We start from the raw sequence: 19,000 nt of genomic DNA, 5'->3' as shown, positions 1-19,000 counted from the left end.
GATCGACCCATGTTGATGAAGCACGAAACCTACCCCGCCGCCCTGTTGGAGCTGGTCACCTGCGCCAATCGGGCCGCCCGCGCAATCCCGCCGCTGTTCCCGCTCACCTCCAGCGTTGCGGTGAACCCCTTCCTCGGTCAGAGCGACGAGCCGCTGGCGGTGACCTCGGCGCGGCTGGCGCGGGTTGCGGGCACACGGGTGACCCCGGACCGCAGCCATTGGGCGGCGAAACGGGCCGCCGGAGACCTCACCGACAGCGATCTGCGGGCCGCATTGGCGCGGGCCGGCACCCGCTTCAGCGATGTGCAGATGGCCGATCTCCATGCGGCACTGGGCGCCACGGACACCAACGATGACCCAAGAGCGCTGCCGACGGTGGCGGAGCTGGCGCAGGAGCTGTCCGGCGTCGACTGGCCCGGCCTGATCGAGGAACGCATCGGCGCCTTTGCCGCCAGCCATTTCGATCAGGGGCAGGCGCTGTGGCAGCCGGACCGGACCGGCGGCACCTATGCGGCCTGGCGTCAGTTTGCCAGCCGCGATCTGACGCCGGAAATCCACGGGCTGCACGGGTTTGGCGGGTTTGTCGCCGCTACCAACCGGTCACATTGGCGGGCCATCGGACGGGCCTCCGAAACGCTGGGCGTCAGCTCTGCGGCCGCCGAGACCGGGTTTCACCGCTGGCTGATGACACTGCAAGGCTGGGCGCAATATGGCCGCTACCTGTCGTGGCAGGCCGAGCTGGAGGGCAAGAGCGACACCACCACGGTTGAGCTGTTGGCGATCCGCATGGTGTTTGACGAGGCGCTGTTCCACCAGTATCGCGACCAGATCGCGGCCCGCTGGCTGGAGGTCGTCGAAAGCCACGAAACCCCAATCACCCCAAGCCGCGATCAGGTGATCGACGCCATTCTGCAAGAGGCAGGCGAACGGGCGGCGCAGCGGCAACTGGCCGGCAGGCTGACCGTCGCGACCCCGGAGCCAGCGGCAGAGGCAAAGGCCACCGATCGCCCCCTGTTGCAGGCCGCCTTCTGTATTGATGTACGGTCCGAAGTGTTCCGCCGCGCGCTGGAAGCACAGGACAGCGGCGTGCAGACACTTGGGTTTGCAGGCTTCTTCGGGCTGGCCGCGGCGCATAATGCAGCGGGCTCCGACGTTACCGAAGGGCGCGGCCCGGTGCTGCTGAGCGCGGGCGTCCAGTCGCGAGCGGCGGAACCGGCGGAGCTTGACCTTGCCCGGCGCTATGCAGCGCGGGCGCGGCGCGCCTGGGGCCGGTTCAAACTGGCAGCGGTCTCCTCCTTTGCCTTTGTCGAGGCCACAGGCCCGGTCTACGCGGGCAAGCTGCTGCGCGATGCCTTTGGTGCCAGCAGTCGTCTGGCCACGGATCCGGCGCCGGTGCTTGATGCTTCGGTGGATCTGGACCACCGGGTTGCGATGGCCCGGACCATCCTGTCGGCGATGTCGCTGACCGGTGGCTTTGCCCCGGTTGTGATGCTGGCAGGCCATGGCGCGAATGTGACCAACAACCCCCATGCAAGTGCTCTGCACTGTGGCGCCTGCGGTGGCCATGCGGGTGACGTGAATGCCCGGTTGCTGGCCGGGCTGCTGAATGACCGGGCGGTACGCGGCGGACTGCGCGAGGCAGGGATCAGCATCCCCGAGGACACCGTTTTCCTGCCCGCGCTGCATCACACCACCAGCGATCAGGTCACGCTCTACGAACAGGATCTGCCCGCTGGTGCTGCCACCCGTTTTGCCCGCGAGCTGGCAAATATCCGTCGCTGGATCGAGGCCGCAGGCGCTCTGGCCCGCAGCGAACGGGCGGTGCGGCTGCCCCGCGCAAGCGCTGGTGCAGACATCCTGCGCCGCTCCTCCGACTGGGCGGAACTGCGCCCGGAATGGGGGCTGGCCGGTTGCCGCGCCTTTATCGCCGCCCCGCGTCAGCGGACCGAGGGCCGGGCGCTTGACGGGCAATCCTTCCTGCACAGCTATGACTGGCGGGCGGATGAGGGCTTTGGCGTGCTGGAGCTGATCATGACCGCGCCGGTGGTGGTCGCAAGCTGGATCAGCCTGCAATACTACGGCTCCAGCGTGGCCCCCGCCCTGTTCGGTGGCGGCAACAAGCTGTTGCACAACGTGGCCGGTGGCATCGGTGTGCTGGAAGGCAATGGCGGCGCGCTGAAACCCGGTCTGCCCTGGCAATCGGTGCATGATGGCGAGGCGCTGCAACATGACCCGCTGCGGCTGACCGTGGTGATCGAGGCGCCGCGCGATGCCATGACGCAGATCCTGGACCGCCACCCGCAGGTGCGCGCCCTATTCGACAATGGCTGGCTTCATCTGATGGCGATGGACGATCAGGGGCATCTGGTCTGGCGCTACGAGGGCGATCTCAACTGGTCACGCATGGAACCGGACGAGAGTACGGCCAACCGCGCGGCGCTGGAGATTGCTGCCGAATAGGCGGATCACCCCAAGCCATGGAACACCGATCTGCGCCGCCCCGGCCAATATCCGGGCGGCGCAGATTGCATATCGCCGGGGGCGCCGCTGAGTTCGGATCAGTTCAGCGAGACCCAGAGCACCTGCGCGTCCTCTTCACTGGTCGAAACGCAGCAATGGCCCATGCCGCTGTCGTAATAGACCGTATCGCCGACCTTCATCGGCAGCGGGCGGTAATGTTCGGTGTAAAGCACCAGTTCACCGCTGATCACGAACATGAACTCCTCGCCACTGTGGCGAATCCAGCTTTCGAACTCCGACACGTCACGCGCCTTGATGCGGCTGATATAGGGCAGCATCCGCTTGCTGGTCAGCTCGGTGCACACCAGTTCGTGGTCGTAGGTCTGGGTTTCCTGATGCTCTCCCGCGCCCTTGCGGGTGTAGTCGCGCCGCCCGGAGATATCGCTCTTGGCGGATTGCACAAACAGCTGCGGCGTCTGCAAATCCAGCGTCTGCATCAGGCGGCGGATGATCTCGAAACTGGGGCGGGTCTGGTTGTTCTCGATCTTCGACAGGGTGGAGCGACCGATGTTCGCGGCCCGCGCCGCTTCCTCCAGCGTCAGCCCCTTCTCCTTGCGGGATTCGCGAATCATTTTCCCCAGCGCATCACCATCGGGAGCCTCGGCAAACTCCGTCGCGGGGGCGCCGTCTTCCGCGTTGATGGGTTCCATGGGCGTGCAATCTCCTGAGTTTCCCAATGTTTACCCTTCCCCCGGTGATAGGTCAAAGTTTCTATGTAAAAGCAATCGTTGCTTATCGTGGAAAAGTTTCTTAAAGGAAACACACGGGAGAGTTAGGGGCTGTTTTCCCCTGACAGACAATAGTGAGGGGCAGAGATGAGCCTTTATGATCGGATCGTTATCGGTGACGGCCCTGCGGGCTATGTCGCGGTGGACAAACGCTTTTCAACCTCGATGCCTGCTATCGCCAAGACCGGTCCCGAAGGTGCCTTTGTCGGCAAGCGTAAGGAGGCCGTAGGATGAACGTCCCCATGCCGCGGCTCCGCCACCCGGAAAAATCGAAAAAGGCCGATAGCGAGATCCCGCGCAAACCGAAGTGGATCCGCCGCAAGAAAATCGAGAGCGCGGAGTATTTCGAGACCCGCCGCCTGATGCGGGATCACAATCTGACCACCGTCTGCGAAGAGGCCGCCTGTCCCAATATCGGCGAATGCTGGTCCAAACGTCATGCCACCATGATGATCATGGGCGAGATCTGCACCCGCGGCTGTTCCTTCTGCAATGTCTCGACCGGTCGCCCTGATGCGCTGGACGCCTTTGAGCCCGGTCGGGTGGCACAGGCGGTCAAGAAACTGGCGCTGCGCCATGTCGTGATCACCAGCGTTGATCGCGATGATCTGGAGGACGGCGGCGCGGCGCATATCGCCCAGACCATCCGCGCCGTGCGCCACCAGACCCCCGGCACCACGATTGAGGTGCTGACCCCGGATTTTCTGGGCAAGGGTGATGCCGCAAAGATCGTCTTTGACGCGGCCCCGGATGTGTTCAACCACAATCTGGAAACCGTCCCACATCTCTACCCCCGTGTCCGCCCCGGTGCGCGGTATTACAGCTCGCTGCGGCTGCTGGATGACGCCAAACGCGCCAATCCACAGGTCTTTACCAAATCCGGCCTGATGGTCGGCATGGGAGAAACCCTGGAAGACCTGCGTCAGGTGATGGATGATCTGCGCGCTGCGGACGTCGATTTCCTGACCGTGGGACAGTATCTTCAGCCCACCCCGAAACACCATCCGATTGATCGCTTCGTCACCCCGGAGGAGTTTGAGCAGATCGAACGCATGGCCCGAAGCAAAGGGTTCCTTGGTGTCTCGGCGACACCTCTGACCCGCTCTTCCTTTCACGCGGATGAGGATTTTGCGGCGCTCAAGGAAGCCCGCAACAGGCAGCTTGGCGACAGCCTTGCGGGGGGTGCCGGCTAACGGACCACCCCTCGGACCGGGATTGCCCCGCGACTGGTGGGTCGCGGCAGGAGGGGCAGGACCGGGAAATCGACTTGTCATCGGTCGCGAACCGCAGCAAAGGCCGGGACAGGCACTCATAGGCCAAGGACCACCACCCAAAGGGAGGAAAATTATGGAAGTTTTGAATTCGATTGTGGGCTATATCAACGGGATCGTCTGGGGACCGCTGATGCTGGTCCTCATTCTCGGCGTTGGCCTGTTCTTGCAGATCGGGCTGAAGCTGATGCCCATCCTGCGCATCGGCACCGGCTTTGCCCTGCTGTTCAAGGGCCGCGAGGCCGGAGATGGCGAGGGCCAGATCACCCCGTTTAACGCGCTGATGACCGCGCTGTCGGCCACCATCGGCACCGGCAATATCGCCGGCGTTGCCACCGCCGTGTTCCTCGGCGGCCCCGGCGCGCTGTTCTGGATGTGGATGACCGCACTGGTCGGCATGGCCACCAAATACTCCGAAGCCGTGCTGGCGGTAAAATACCGCGAACAGGACAGCCAGGGCAACTATGTCGGCGGCCCGATGTATTACATCAAGAACGGGCTTGGCGCGAACTGGGCCTGGCTCGGCTTTGCCTTTGCGCTGTTCGGGGCTATCGCCGCCTTCGGCATCGGCAATGGTGTCCAGGCCAATGGTGTGGCACAGGTGCTGGAAACCAACTTCGGCTTCAACCCTTCCATCACCGGTATCGTGCTGATGGTGCTGACCGGCGCCGTGATCCTTGGCGGCATCACCCGCATCGGTGCGGTGGCCGGGAAACTGGTCCCCTTCATGGCTGTCAGCTATGTCACCATCGGCCTGCTGGTTCTGATCATCAACGCCGATCAGCTGGGCCATGCCTTGGGTCTTGTCTTCACCTATGCGTTCACCCCCTCGGCCGCTGAAGGCGGCTTTGCCGGGGCCGCTGTCTGGGCCGCAATCCGCTTTGGTGTGGCCCGTGGCGTGTTCTCGAACGAAGCCGGTCTTGGCTCCGCCCCGATCGCCCATGCCGCAGCTGAAACCAAAGGTCCGGTAAATCAGGGCCTGATCGCCATGCTGGGCACCTTCATCGACACCATCATCGTCTGTTCCATCACCGGTCTGGCCATCATCGCCTCCGGCGCCTGGACCTCGGGCGAAAGCGGTGCAGCGCTGACCTCGCTGGCCTTCGAAACCTCCCTGCCCGGCTTTGGCGGCTATGTGATCGCCATCGCGCTGTCGATCTTTGCCTTTACCACCATTCTGGGCTGGTCCTACTATGGCGAGAAATGCGTCGGCTATCTTCTGGGTGCCAAGGTGCTGATCGGCTACCGTGTGCTGTGGATCATCGCGATCTACTTCGGGGCCACGGCGGATCTGGGCTTCATCTGGCTGCTGGCGGATACGCTGAACGCGATGATGGCGATCCCGAACCTGATCGCCCTCGCCCTGCTGAGCCCGGTCGTCTTCAAGGTGACGAAAGAGTTCTTTGCCTCCAACGGGCAGACCGAAGAGCCGAGCAAAGGCGCGGCAGAATAATCAAGACCAACCGACATCGGGGCGCGGCAGGCGTCGCGCCCCGGCTTTTCAACCACATCAATTCAAGGGCAAGACGCTATGACCGACGCGCCGAAACGTACCCCGCTCTATGACCTGCATGTCGCCCTCGGCGGCAAGATGGTGGATTTTGCCGGCTGGGAAATGCCGGTCCAGTACCCCATGGGCATCATGGGAGAGCACAAACAGTGCCGCGAAAAGGCTGCGCTGTTCGATGTCAGCCACATGGGCCAGGTGATCCTGCGCGGCGACAACGTCGGCGAAAAGCTGGAAGCGCTCTGCCCGCAGGCCTTCGCCACCCTCAAGGAAGGCAAGGCACGCTATGGCTTCTTCACCAATGACGATGGCGGCATCATGGACGACCTCATCGTCTCCAATGCCGGCGATCATTACTTCGTGGTGGTGAACGCCGCCCTGCGCCATCAGGACATCCCCCATATGAAGGCGCATCTCGACGGTGTCGAGGTGACCGAGATCTTCGACCGCGCGCTGGTCGCCGTTCAGGGCCCGGCAGCCGAAAATGTGGTGGGCGACCTTTGCCCCGCCGCCCGCGAGATGACATTCATGGAAACCATCCTTGCCGATATCGACGGCGTGGAATGCCGCATTTCCCGCCTCGGGTACACCGGCGAAGACGGCTACGAGATTTCCATCCCCGAGGCTGACGCCGAACGCATCACCAGGCTGTTCCTGGCCCATGACGATTGCGAACCCGCCGGTCTGGGCGCGCGCGACTCCCTGCGTCTGGAGGCCGGTCTCTGCCTTTATGGCAATGATATCGACCAGTCGACCTCCCCGATCGAGGCCTCGCTGGCCTGGGCGATCCAGAAACGCCGCAAGGAAGAGGGCGGCTTCCCTGGGGCTGCCCGCATCCAGAAAGAGCTGGCCGAGGGGGCCGCGAAGAAACTGGTCGGCATCAAACCCTCCGGTCGCGCGCCCGCCCGTCAGCACGTTGAAATCCAATGCGCCGACGGCAATACCATCGGTGAAATCACCTCCGGCTGCTTTGGCCCCACCGTCGGCGGCCCGGTCGCCATGGGCTATGTCGCCGCGCCGCATGGCAAACCGGGCGAACAGGTCAAGCTGATCATCCGTGGCAAGCCCCATGATGCAGAAATCACCGCGCTGCCCTTCGTCACCCAGAACTACAAACGTTAAGCTCCAGGAGTACCCGAGATGACCACTTATTATTCCGAAGATCACGAATGGATCACCGTCGAGGGCGACACCGCCACGCTCGGCATCACCAAACATGCCGCCGAGCAGCTGGGTGAAGTTGTCTTCATCGAGCAGCAGGACAGCGGCGAGGAATTTGAAAAAGGCGGCGAGATCGGCGTCATTGAATCGGTGAAGGCCGCGTCGGAAATCTACGCCCCGCTCGATGGCGAGATCACCGCCATCAACGAGACTCTGGCCGACAACCCCGGCGCCCTGAACGAAGACCCCGAAGGCGCGGCCTGGATCTACAAGATCAAACTCTCCGACACCTCGCAGCTGGAGGATCTGATGGATCTGGACGGCTACAAGGCGCTGATCGGCTGATCCTGCGCGGCGGATCCGGCAACCGGCTCCGCCGCATCTTCTGGCTCTAAATATCCCCGCCGGAGGCTCCCGCAGCCTCGGCAGGCGACCCCTCGCAACAGGAGCGCTCCACATGGCCTTCAAACTGACTGATTACGAAGCTTATGATTTTGCCAATCGCCGCCACATCGGGCCCAGCCCGCGTGAAATGGCCGATATGCTCAAAACCATCGGTTTCAACACCCTCGATGAGCTGATCGACGCCACCGTGCCCCCCGCCATCCGCCAGAAAGAGGCGCTGGACTGGGGGCCGGCGATGACCGAACGCGATGCGCTGTTCCACATGCGAGAGATCGCGGGCAAGAACAAGGTGCTGACCTCGCTGATCGGTCAGGGCTACCACGGCACCACCACCCCGGCGCCGATCCTGCGCAACATCCTGGAAAACCCCGCCTGGTACACGGCTTACACGCCTTACCAGCCTGAGATTTCGCAGGGTCGTCTTGAGGCGCTGCTGAACTTCCAGACCATGGTCAGCGATCTGACCGGCCTGCCGGTGGCCAATGCCTCGCTGCTCGACGAAGCCACCGCCGCGGCCGAAGCCATGGCGATGGCCCATCGTGGGTCGCGCTCCAAGGCGAATAACGCGGCCTTCTTCGTGGACAAGAACTGCCACCCGCAGACCGTCGCCGTGATCCAGACCCGCGCCGAACCTCTGGGCATCGACGTTGTTGTCGCCGATCCCTCCGAACTGGAGGCCGCCGCCGTCTTTGGCGCGATCTTCCAGTATCCCGGCACCCACGGCCATGTCACCGATTTCAGCGACCAGATCGCCGCCCTGCATGACAACAAGGGCGTTGCGGTTGTCGCGGCGGATATCCTGTCGCTGGCGCTGCTGAAATCCCCCGGTGAAATGGGCGCCGATATCGCCATCGGCTCGACCCAGCGGTTCGGCGTCCCGATGGGCTACGGCGGCCCGCACGCGGCCTATATGGCGACCACCGACAAGCTGAAGCGCTCCATGCCCGGCCGGATCATCGGCGTGTCCGTCGATGCGCGCGGCAACAAGGCCTATCGCCTGTCGCTGCAAACCCGCGAACAGCACATCCGCCGCGAAAAAGCCAATTCCAACGTCTGTACCGCACAGGCGCTGCTGGCGGTGATCGCGTCGATGTATGCGGTCTACCACGGCCCCGATGGCATCAAGGCGATTGCGCAATCCGTGCACCGCAAGACCGCCCGCATGGCCGCTGGTCTGGAACAGGCCGGGTTCAAGGTCGAACCGGAAGTCTTCTTTGACACCATCACGGTTGAGGTGGGTCACCTGCAGAAAACCGTCATGGAAGCCGCTGTTCAGCGCGGCATCAACCTGCGCCGCGTCGGCGAAACCAAGGTCGGCATCTCGCTCGACGAACAGACCCGCGCCGAAACCATCGAGGCCGTCTGGGGTGCCTTTGGCATCGACCGCAAGGACGACAGCTCCAACAAGCAGTACCGCCTGCCCGAAGCCATGCTGCGCGAGAGCGCCTATCTCACCCACCCGATCTTCCACAAGAACCGGGCCGAGGCCGAGATCACCCGCTACATGCGCCGTCTGGCCGACCGCGATCTGGCGCTGGACCGTGCGATGATCCCGCTTGGCTCCTGCACCATGAAGCTGAACGCAACCATCGAGATGATCCCGGTCACCTGGCCGGAGTTCAGCAACCTGCACCCCTTCGTCCCCGAAGATCAGGCGCAGGGCTACCATGAGATGATCGCCGATCTGAACGACAAGCTCTGCCAGATCACCGGTTATGATGCGATCTCCCAGCAGCCGAACTCCGGCGCGCAGGGCGAATATGCAGGCCTTCTGACCATCCGCAACTACCACGCGGCAAACGGTCAGGGTCATCGCAACGTCTGCCTGATCCCGACCTCCGCCCATGGCACCAATCCGGCCACCGCGCAGATGGTTGGCTATCAGGTGGTTCCGATCAAGGCGGATGACAAAGGCAATATCGACGTCGCGGATTTCCGCGAAAAGGCCGAGAAACACTCGGACCACCTCGCCGCCTGCATGATCACCTACCCCTCCACCCATGGCGTGTTCGAGACCACCGTTCAGGAGGTCTGCCAGATCACCCATGAGCACGGCGGTCAGGTCTATATCGACGGTGCAAATATGAACGCGATGGTCGGCCTGTCCCGTCCGGGTGACATTGGCGGCGACGTCAGCCACCTGAACCTGCACAAGACCTTCTGCATCCCGCATGGCGGTGGCGGCCCCGGCATGGGTCCGATCGGCGTCAAGGCGCATCTGACCGAACACCTGCCGGGTCACCCGGAATACGGCACCGCCGTGGGTCCTGTCTCGGCAGCGCCCTTCGGCTCGCCCTCGATCCTGCCGGTCAGCTGGGCCTATGTGCTGCTGATGGGGGGCGCTGGCCTCACGCAGGCGACGAAGGTTGCGATCCTCAACGCCAACTACATCGCGGCACGTCTGAAGGATGCCTATCCGATCCTCTACACCTCCGAATCCGGTCGGGTGGCGCATGAGTGCATTCTGGACACCCGTCCGCTGAATGACGACGGCGGCGTGACCGTGGATGATGTGGCCAAGCGCCTGATCGACAGCGGTTTCCACGCGCCGACCATGTCCTGGCCGGTGGCGGGCACGCTGATGGTGGAGCCGACCGAATCCGAACCCAAGGACGAGCTGGACCGCTTCTGCGATGCCATGCTGTCCATCCGGTCGGAGGCGCAGGACATCATCGACGGCAAGATCGACGCCGAAAACAACCCGCTGAAGCACGCACCACACACGGTGCGCGATCTGGTCGGTGAGTGGGATCGCCCCTACAGCCGCGAACAGGCCTGCTTCCCTCCGGGCAACCTCGGTGTGGATAAATACTGGCCGGCGGTGAACCGCGTCGACAATGCCTATGGCGACCGCAACCTGATCTGCACCTGCCCTCCGATGGAGGATTACGCAGAGGCGGCGGAATAAGCCCACGCCAAGACCCAAGGTGTCGCCGGTTCCCACCGGCGGCACCCCTATGCCGATCCATCCCGCTCACCGTATGCGAGGCAGACAGATGACACTTCATTCCCGGCCCCACGGCGATAGCGAGATTGCCCGCCCCGGTGGCCGTGGCCTGCGTCACATTGATGTCGTCCTTCCCGACGGCGCGCCACGATCCCGCGCCCAGATCATCATCGACCTGTTCGACGCCGCAAACGATCTGCTGGACGGGGTGCAATACCGGGTGCGCGTCTGTGGTCTGGATATGCTCGCCAGCGGCCCGGTTGCCGGCCGCGCCCGCGCGCTCGTGGTGTTTCTGGGCGATATTTACAGCCGCTGGCAGCTGAATGCCAAGGAACGCGCCCGCGTCAATCAGGTGATGCGCCTGTCAGAGCGCAGCGCCTTTGTCGGCGGTGCGGTGTTCCTGCTGGATGCGCTGGCGCGCGGCGGCGATCACCATCTGGCGATCCATCCGAATTTCCTCGCTTCGGCCGGGGAATGCAGCCTGCGTCAGGATCAGGACGGCGCCGCCACTGCCGCCTCCGGCACCGTGCATTCGGCGATTTGCAGTTTTGCCACCCCGCATATGCTGCTGGATATCATCGCTGCCGACTGCGGGCGACTGGCCGCGAATGGCATGGCGCATTACCTCGGTCTTGATACCGGCAAACGCCCAAAGAAGAGCCGTATTGCGCTGAACCTAGAACAGAAATCCGCAGGCGACGGGCTGATCACCCAATGCCTCGCCGTGATGCAGGACCATATCGAAACGCCGCTGTCGGTGGCCGAACTGGCCGATATGCTGAATGTCTCCACCCGCTGCCTGCAACGGCGCTTTACCCGCCATTTTGAACGCTCGCCGCTCAGCGTTTACCGGTCCTTGCGGATCGAACGCGCCCATCAGCTCTTGACCCAGACCGATATACCGCTGCGTCAGGTCGCCGTCGCCACCGGCTTTGGCAGCTACCAGAGCCTCAGCCAGCACATCCGCGAAACCTATGGCCATGCGCCGGACGTGATCCGCCGCAGCGCCTTTCGCGGCCCGGCCCCGGACAGCCTGCGACAGAGCCGGATCCACCAGCCGCATAGCGCCCCGCTCTGATGCCGCTGCCGGGGTCCGGTCAGATCCGGTCCTTGATCCGATACCAGCCAAAGGCCAGCGGCAGTGACATCCGCCGCCAGCGGCCCAGCTCAAACCGGCGCAGCGGGCGCTGCATCAGATCGGGATGCGGCAGGCGGCTGCGCCCCAGCGCCTGATCGGCGATCAGCGCCCCGGCATAAGGCGCCATACAGACGCCGCTGCCATGATACCCGAGCGCGGCCCAGGCGTTATCCAGCCCCGGCACCGCCCCGGCAAAGGGCACGAGATTGCGGGTCATACAGATCAGCCCGGACCAGAAATACTCTGTCTCCACATGGCGCCAGGCCGGGAACATCCGGTCAAAATCCGCCCGCGCGCGGGCTTTGGTGGCGGCGATATTCTCCTCGCTCACCCGCACCGATCCGCGCAGCCCCAGCAACAGCCGACGATCCGGCAACAGGCGCAGATAATGCAAAAGCGTGCGGCTGTCGCAGACCATTTGCTCACTCCACCAGCCTTGGTCGGCAATATCGGCCTCGCTCAGCGGGCGGGTCACCATGATATTGGACTGAACCGGCAGATAGCGGCCCGCGAATGCGCCCGGCAGATCGTCCGAAGAATAGCCATTGGTGGCAATCAGCAGCCGCCTGGCGCGGACCTGCCCGCCGGCGACCCGCAGCAGATAGCCGTCACCCTGCGTGTCAATCGCCTCGACGGCACTGTCCGAATACATCCGCACCCCCGCCGCCTCTGCCGCGCGGGTCAGGCCAAGCACGAATTTCATCGGGTTCAGCGCAAACCCCACAGGCAGATGGACCGCGCCATGGAACTCCGGGCTGTTCAGCCCCTGCGCCGCCATGTCTTCCTTTGGTACAAATTCATACGGCAGATCATAGCGGCGGGTGTACTCCTGCCCATAGGCATGGAGCTCCTCCAGACGGTCCGCGCGATGCGCCACATAGGTATAGCCCCGCGAATGGCGATCCACCTCCAGCGCGTACCGGTCCAGATACTGCTCCACCAGATCGACGGCCGCGCGTTCGGCATCAAAGAACCGGCGCGCATCCGGTTCGCCATAGCGGCGCAGAATGGCATCATCGGCCAGTTTGGCACTGCCCACCGAAACCAGCCCGCCATTGCGCCCCGAGGCCCCCCAGCCGGGCCGTTCGGCATCCAGCAACACCACATCGCCGCCGTTTTCGGCCAGGGTCAGCGCCGCCGACAGGCCGGTATAGCCGCCTCCGATTATGGCAAATTCCGCCGTCACCTCATCGCGCAGCGGCGCGTATCGTGGCGCCGGATCGGGCAGAAACCGGTTCCAGTACCGCGTCTGGATCGGGCGATCGGTATAGGCCAGAGGTTCGTAGATACGTTTCATTCGGGCGTGCCATCAGATGTCAGGGTCTGCGCAGAAGCTATCCGCAGCCCCCCCGGTGCCGTCAATCCCACGCGAACAGTCCGACCTCAGCCATGATAGCAGGCAATACGCCGCCCCTCGATCTCGCGCAGCGCCACCGGCGTCTGGTACAGCGCGCTGAGGGTCTCGCCCGTCGCAACCTCGGCAACCGGACCGGCAAAGGCGACGCGCCCCCCAGCCAGCGCCACCACATGATCGGCCCAGCTGATCGCATAGTTGAGGTCATGCAGCACGATCACGATGCTTTTGCCACGGGTATCGGCGAGACGGCGCAGCTGCGCCATCAGGTTGCGCGCATGGTTCAGATCCAGATTGTTGAGCGGTTCATCCAGCAGCAGCCAGTCGGTGTCCTGCGCATAGGCCATCGCGATAAAGGCACGCTGGCGCTGGCCGCCGGACAGCTCATCCAGAAACCGGTCGGTCAGATCGTCAAGCCCGAACTGCGCCAGCGCGGCGTCAATCGCGGCGTGATCCTGCGCCGTCAGCCGCCCCTGACTATGCGGCCAGCGCCCAAAGCCGACCAGATCGCGCACCCGCACCCGGCTGGCCACCTCCAGCTGCTGGCCAACCACCGCCATGCGCCGCGCCAGCTGATCCGGTCTGATCCCGCGCAGATCGCGACCCGACAGGGTGATCGCGCCGCCACTTGCAGGCATCTGCTGCGCAATCAGCTTCAGAAGGGTCGATTTCCCCGCCCCGTTCGGCCCGATCAGCGCGGTGATCTTCCCGGCAGGCAGGCTGGCATCAACCGCGTTCAGGATCGTCTTTCCAGCCAGTGTGAACGACAGGCCCGTCACGGTGATCATCTCAGTTTTCCTTTCAACAACAGCACGATGAACAGCAGCCCACCACAGAATTCGATCACGATCGCAAGGCTGGACTGCAGGTCCAGAAGCCGCTCGAACAGAGTCTGCCCCGCCACCAGAACCAGCGCCGCAATCAGCGCCGAAGCAGGCAGCAGCAGTGCGTGGCGATGGCTTTGCATCAGGCTATGGGCAAGGCTGGTGACCAGCAGCCCGAGAAAGGCCAGCGGACCAACAAGGGCGGTGGAGACCGAAACGAGCGCCGCAATCACGCAGAGCAGCTGCAAATGCAGCCGGTCATACCGCACCCCCAGACTGCGGGCCTGATCGCGTCCCAAGGCCACGACATCCAGCAGCGCCGAGCGGCGCAGCAGCCACAGGGCAACCGGCAGGATCACCACCAGCGCCGCCAGCAGGGCGGTCCGGTCGATACTGCCGAACTGTGCAAACATGCGCCCCTGCACCACGGCAAAGGCAGACGGATCCATCAGCCGCTGCAAAAACCCGGCCAGCGTCCGCAGCAATACCGCAATCACCACGCCAACAAGGATCAGCAGCTGGATGTCCCCCCGGGTCCGCCGCAGCAGGCTGGTAAACAACAGCAGCGCCGCCGCCATCATCACGGCGGTGTCCAGCGCAAACCCGGCAAATCCCGACAGCTGCACCATCCCCGCAAGGCCGAAAACCGCAACCAGCACCGATTGGGTCAGCAGAAACAGCGCATCGAACCCCATGATCGAAGGCGTCAGGATCCGGTTCTGACTGAGCGTCTGGAACAGCACAGTGGCCAGCCCGACCGCAGCCCCGACGCAGAGCAGCCCGGCCAGCTTCGTCATGCGCAACCCAAGGATGTAGCGCGACGGGGCGCCCTCGGACCATGGCAGGCCCCAGCCGACAAAACCAACCGCCGCACCCATCAGCAGCCCCGCCAGCAGCAACAGGCGCCGGTCGATCCATGAGAAGGACAGGTCAGCCATGTGCGCCCCGGCGCAGCAGCATGATGAGGAACAGCGCCGCTCCGAACAACCCGAACACCGTGCCGGCCGGAATCTCGTAGGGCGCCCGCAGGACCCGCCCCAGCATGTCACAGATCAACATCAGCCCGGCGCCGGTGGCCGCCACCACGGGCAGGCTTTCACGCAGATTGTCGCCCATGATCCGGGACACCAGATTGGGTACCACCAGCCCGACAAAGGGCAGCACGCCCACGGTGACAATCACCAGCGCCGACACCAGCGACACCACCACCACGCCAAAGCCCAGCACCTGCCGGTAGCGCAGACCGAGGCTCCGGCTGGCGACCTCTCCCAGACCGGCAATGGTGAATTGATCCGCCACCAGATAGGCCAGCACCGCAAGGACGCCCGCCAGCCACAACAGCTCGTAACGGCCTGACAGGACGCCGGAAAACTCGCCACTCATCCAGATCGCCAGATATTGCAGCAGATCGGCCTGAAACGCGACGAAGCTGGTGAAGGCCGCAAGGATGCCGCCATAAACCAGCCCCACCAGCGGAACCAGCAGGGGCCGCTGCGGTGGAATGCGCCGGGCCAGCGCCAGAAAGACCAACGTCCCGAGCAGCGCTGCAACCGCCGCGCAGAGCATCTTGGCAAAGATCGGCCATGCCGGCGCCAGCAGGGTTGCGCCCAACAACCCCAGCATCGCCGCCTCATTGGTGCCGGTGGTGCCCGGCTCGACAAATCGGTTGCGCACCAGCAGCTGCATGATCACCCCGGCAACCGCCATCGTCGCCCCGGTCAGGATCACCGCCAGCGTGCGCGGTATGCGGCTGACCAGCAGCAGCTGGGCCGCCCGTGGGTCGTCAAACAGTGCCAGCGGCGAGACCTGAGTGACGCCAATCGCGCAGCTCAGCACCGCCAGACCCGCCAGCAGCAGCAGACACAGGCCCAGCCGCCCCGCCGGTGATCCGCCCGATACGCGGGCTGGTGCCGCGGTTTCAGCCACCGCGCGCAAACCCGGCCAGGATATCCTCCAGCGTCGCGGTCATCGACTGGATGCCACCGCCTGCGATGTAGATGCTGGCGGAGTTCAGATAGATGACCTGACCTTTTTTCCAGGCCTCAGTCCCGGTCACCAGCGGATTGTCCAGCGTCGCGGCGGCGGCCTGATTGTCCTGCCCGATGGCACTGGCCCGGTCCACGACGATCAGCCAGTCGGGATTCGCCTCAGCGATATATTCAAAGGAAATCGCCTCGCCATGGGGCGCGGCCTCCGCCGCCTCAGCCGCCGCCGCGGCAGGTTGCTCGACCACCGCTTCGGGCAGGTTCAACGCGTTGTGAATCCAGCCAAAACGAGACTCGCGACCATAGGTTGTCACCTTCGGACCATTGGTCATCACGATCAGCGCGCGCCCCCGGTCGGCAACGGCGGCGCGGGTGCTCTCCAGCTTGGCCAGAAACGCCGCCTCAAGCGTGGCGGCCTGCGCGCTTCGGCCCATCAGCGCGCCATAGCTGCGCAGCCGTGACAGCGCGATATCCACATGATCCGCGCCCCAGATCGTCATGTCCACGGTGGGCGCAATCTCCGAAAGCGCATCGACCTGAGCGGAGGACCGCCCGCCCGCAATGATCAGATCCGGCCCCAGCAGGGCAATCGCCTCGAAATCCGGTTCAAACAGCGTCCCGACCGGGGTCGCCTGCGCCTGCTCGGCGTTCAGATAATCGACATACAGCCGCGATGGCAGCCCTGCCATCGGCACATCCAGTGCCGCCAGCGTATCCGCAGCTGCAACATCCAGCACCACGAGGGCCTGCGGCTGCGACGGCACAGACTGCGCGCCCCGCGCGGTGTCAAGAAGGGGTGTCTCCGGCCTGTCGTCATTGGCGGCGGCAGCGCCGACCAATCCAAGCACCAGCGCAGCAGTCAGCTGCAATCGCGTCCAATTTGCCATGTTCAATCCCGTCAGATGGAGGAAGGCTGGCGATATGGCTGGCTCAAAATCGCCCGCTTGTTAGGCCGGGACCGGGCAAAAGTCCAGACGTCATTGCCTGCGCTGCCTGTCCACAGCACGCTGCGGGGGCCCGACCATCAGCCAGACAGGCAGACAGGTAAGGCAAGATTTTTTGCCACCGCTGCTTGCAAGGTGCCGCAATGCTCACTATGAGACCCAAGGCCCCAGCGGGGGCAAAGCCAGGTTACCCCAAGCTATCAGCACATTATCACGCGGGTTAACATGGCACATCAAACAGCACAGAAATCCTCCCTCCTCATGACCGGGCTGCTGTGCAGCACGGCGCTCACTCTCTTTTCCGCAACAACAGGTTACGCGCAGGACGACACTGTCCTGTCGCTCGACCCCATCCTTGTGAAGCAGCGCGACAGCGATGGCGAAGCCGCTGACCGGGCGACGGCGGTCTATGTGGCGGATGCGGAAATCGAACGCGCCGCGATGGGCGATCTGAAAGACCTTTTTGCGGGAATCGCCTCGGTGTCGGTGGGCGGGGCAATCCCGGTGGCGCAGAAGATCTACGTCAACGGCATCGACATGCTGAAACTGGCGGTACAGGTCGACGGCGTGTCCCAGAACAACCGCGTGTTCCACCACGCCAGCGCCAATGCCTTTGACCCCGGCCTGATGAAATCCGTCCGGGTCGATCCCGGTGTGGCCCCGGCCGATGCAGGCCCCGGCGCTCTGGCCGGTCGGGTGGTGATGGAAACTATCGACGCCGAGGACATCCTGACCGACGGTCAGGCCATTGGCGGCAAAGCACGTCTCAGCTACGGCGAAAACGGCGATACCTTCGGCAGCTCTCTGACGCTGGCCGGGCAGGCAGACGGGTTCGAGATCCTGCTCTACGGCAAGCGCATGACCGGTGACGATTACACCGATGGCGCCGGCAACACGGTGGGCGGCACCCGCAGCGACCTGACCGCCGGCCTGTTGAAACTGGCCTATCAGACCGACGAAGGCCACCGGTTCGAGTTCTCGGGGCAGCAGATGCAGGACACCGCCCTGCGCAACCGCCGCGCCAATTTCGGCACCGCCTCCTTCAACCCACTGGACACGGTCTATGACACCAAACGCACGGTCTATTCGCTGCGCTACGAGGATGTGAACGGCGGCGGCAACTGGGATCCCTCGGCCACCATCGGGTTTTCCGAGAATGAGATCGGCAGCATCGGCACCACAGAAACCAGCGTGGGTGTGACCCGGACCTATTCCGCGACCTTCCAGAACCGGTTCCACCTGTCAGAGAGCGATACCATCACCGCCGGGGTGGACTTCCAGGACCAGAAAAGCACCGCAAGCGGCGATTTCTGGGGCAGCAATCGCCCCTCGGAACAAAGCCGGACCGTCGGCGTCTTTGCCCAGGCCCGCCTGCAACCCAGCGACCGGCTGAAGGTCTCCGCCGGTCTGCGCTATGACTGGAACGATTTTACCGGCCAGGACTTCGGCCAGAGCGGCAGCCCCTATCAGCAGGACAGCTCCGGGCTGAGTGGCAACCTCTCCATCGTCTATAGCGTCAATGATGCGCTGTCCCTGCGGGCGGGCTATTCCAACGTCTTTGGCGGGATCGGGGTCGAGGACAACTTCCTGTTCTTCCGCGACTGGGATTATTCGGCGCTGAAACCGCGCCGTGCCAGCAATGTTGTCATCGGCGCCGACTGGCAGAGCGGCAACTGGACCCTTGGCGCAGAAGCTTTCCAGACCAGGATCGACGACACCCGTGACGTCGCAGGCCCGGTGGTCACCAGCTATGATTTCGAAAGCCGGGGCTACAATCTGGGCGCCACCTATGGCTGGGAGGGCGGCTTTGCCCGGCTGACCTTCAGCGACAGCGAAACCCGCGTCAACGGCGCGCCCGCCTCCGGCTACTACCTGCTGGATTCCGGGGCCCCGATCGGACAGGTGCTGGCGCTTGAGGTGCAGCAGGAACTGCCTCAATGGAACCTGGTTGTCGGCGGCCATATCGACGCGGCCTTCGACTACGACCAGCAGCTGAATGAGGCCGAAGCCACAACCAAACTGGAGGGCTACGAGGTGCTGAACCTCTTTGCCGAATATCGCCCGGCAGCTTATGACAATGTCTCGATCCGCGCCGAGATCAACAACGTCTTTGACCGTCAATACGCCGACCGCGCCACCTATGGCGGCGATTATCCCGGCTTTGCAACGCTTAAGGAACCGGGCCGTTCGGTCTCCATCGTGGCCAATGTCTCCTT

Annotated in this window: 15 protein-coding genes; 9 read left to right on the top strand and 6 right to left on the bottom strand. The window is 64.0% G+C overall.

Going from position 1 to position 19,000, the window contains the following annotated elements; genetic code table 11:
• Nucleotides 1–9: 9 nt before the first annotated feature.
• Complete coding sequence (locus VXL81_RS01395; RefSeq protein WP_416552641.1) at nt 10–2,460, top strand: YbcC family protein; 2,451 nt, start codon at nt 10–12, stop codon at nt 2,458–2,460.
• Nucleotides 2,461–2,558: 98 nt separating this feature from the next.
• Here VXL81_RS01395 and VXL81_RS01390 read toward each other — a convergent pair whose 3' ends face one another.
• Complete coding sequence (locus VXL81_RS01390; RefSeq protein WP_416552639.1) at nt 2,559–3,170, bottom strand: helix-turn-helix domain-containing protein; 612 nt, start codon at nt 3,168–3,170, stop codon at nt 2,559–2,561.
• A gap of 165 nt (nt 3,171–3,335) precedes the next feature.
• Between VXL81_RS01390 and VXL81_RS01385 the strand changes: the two genes are divergently transcribed.
• From VXL81_RS01385 to VXL81_RS01355, 7 genes are all read left to right on the top strand, one after another.
• Nucleotides 3,336–3,482 (top strand): hypothetical protein, encoded by a 147-nt coding sequence (locus VXL81_RS01385; protein WP_340547809.1) that lies wholly within the window; start codon nt 3,336–3,338, stop codon nt 3,480–3,482.
• On the top strand, nt 3,479–4,441 hold the full coding sequence (gene lipA, locus VXL81_RS01380) for a lipoyl synthase (RefSeq protein ID WP_416535337.1): 963 nt from the start codon (nt 3,479–3,481) through the stop codon (nt 4,439–4,441). Before VXL81_RS01385 ends, lipA begins: the two co-directional genes overlap by 4 nt.
• A gap of 154 nt (nt 4,442–4,595) precedes the next feature.
• Nucleotides 4,596–5,972, top strand: coding sequence for an alanine/glycine:cation symporter family protein (locus tag VXL81_RS01375; protein WP_416539716.1), 1,377 nt, complete (start codon nt 4,596–4,598; stop codon nt 5,970–5,972).
• A 78-nt stretch (nt 5,973–6,050) separates the two neighbouring features.
• Entirely contained in the window at nt 6,051–7,148 is a 1,098-nt protein-coding gene (gene gcvT / locus VXL81_RS01370; RefSeq protein WP_340547749.1) for a glycine cleavage system aminomethyltransferase GcvT, read from the top strand.
• A gap of 18 nt (nt 7,149–7,166) precedes the next feature.
• Nucleotides 7,167–7,532, top strand: coding sequence for a glycine cleavage system protein GcvH (gcvH, locus tag VXL81_RS01365; protein WP_340547750.1), 366 nt, complete (start codon nt 7,167–7,169; stop codon nt 7,530–7,532).
• A 112-nt stretch (nt 7,533–7,644) separates the two neighbouring features.
• Entirely contained in the window at nt 7,645–10,500 is a 2,856-nt protein-coding gene (gene gcvP / locus VXL81_RS01360) for an aminomethyl-transferring glycine dehydrogenase (RefSeq protein ID WP_416537884.1), read from the top strand.
• A gap of 88 nt (nt 10,501–10,588) precedes the next feature.
• Nucleotides 10,589–11,617 (top strand): helix-turn-helix domain-containing protein, encoded by a 1,029-nt coding sequence (locus VXL81_RS01355; RefSeq protein WP_416552637.1) that lies wholly within the window; start codon nt 10,589–10,591, stop codon nt 11,615–11,617.
• A 19-nt stretch (nt 11,618–11,636) separates the two neighbouring features.
• On the opposite strand, the gene VXL81_RS01350 is transcribed toward VXL81_RS01355, so the two are convergent.
• The 5 genes from VXL81_RS01350 to VXL81_RS01330 all read right to left on the bottom strand — a co-directional run bounded on the left by VXL81_RS01350 (nt 11,637) and on the right by VXL81_RS01330 (nt 16,727).
• Entirely contained in the window at nt 11,637–12,974 is a 1,338-nt protein-coding gene (locus VXL81_RS01350) for an NAD(P)/FAD-dependent oxidoreductase (RefSeq protein WP_416552635.1), read from the bottom strand.
• A gap of 86 nt (nt 12,975–13,060) precedes the next feature.
• The gene (locus VXL81_RS01345) at nt 13,061–13,819 is read right to left on the bottom strand and encodes an ABC transporter ATP-binding protein (RefSeq protein ID WP_416552633.1); all 759 of its coding nucleotides are present in this window, start codon (nt 13,817–13,819) and stop codon (nt 13,061–13,063) included.
• A complete protein-coding gene (locus VXL81_RS01340; RefSeq protein WP_416544458.1) occupies nt 13,816–14,793 on the bottom strand; it encodes an iron chelate uptake ABC transporter family permease subunit in 978 nt (325 codons plus the stop codon). Before VXL81_RS01340 ends, VXL81_RS01345 begins: the two co-directional genes overlap by 4 nt.
• A complete protein-coding gene (locus VXL81_RS01335; RefSeq protein ID WP_416552631.1) occupies nt 14,786–15,781 on the bottom strand; it encodes an ABC transporter permease in 996 nt (331 codons plus the stop codon). Before VXL81_RS01335 ends, VXL81_RS01340 begins: the two co-directional genes overlap by 8 nt.
• Complete coding sequence (locus VXL81_RS01330; RefSeq protein WP_416552629.1) at nt 15,774–16,727, bottom strand: siderophore ABC transporter substrate-binding protein; 954 nt, start codon at nt 16,725–16,727, stop codon at nt 15,774–15,776. The genes VXL81_RS01335 and VXL81_RS01330 overlap by 8 nt, the downstream gene beginning before the upstream one ends.
• Before the next feature lie 282 nt (nt 16,728–17,009).
• On the opposite strand from VXL81_RS01330, the gene VXL81_RS01325 reads away from it, so the two are divergent.
• The coding region (locus tag VXL81_RS01325) for a TonB-dependent receptor plug domain-containing protein (RefSeq protein ID WP_416552627.1) at nt 17,010–19,000 on the top strand (1,991 nt) is incomplete at its 3' end.

The organism is Phaeobacter sp. JH204B, assembly GCF_048055755.1.
GTDB classification, from domain to species: Bacteria; Pseudomonadota; Alphaproteobacteria; order Rhodobacterales; family Rhodobacteraceae; genus Phaeobacter; species Phaeobacter bryozoorum.
This window is presented reverse-complemented; position numbering and strand designations above follow the sequence as displayed.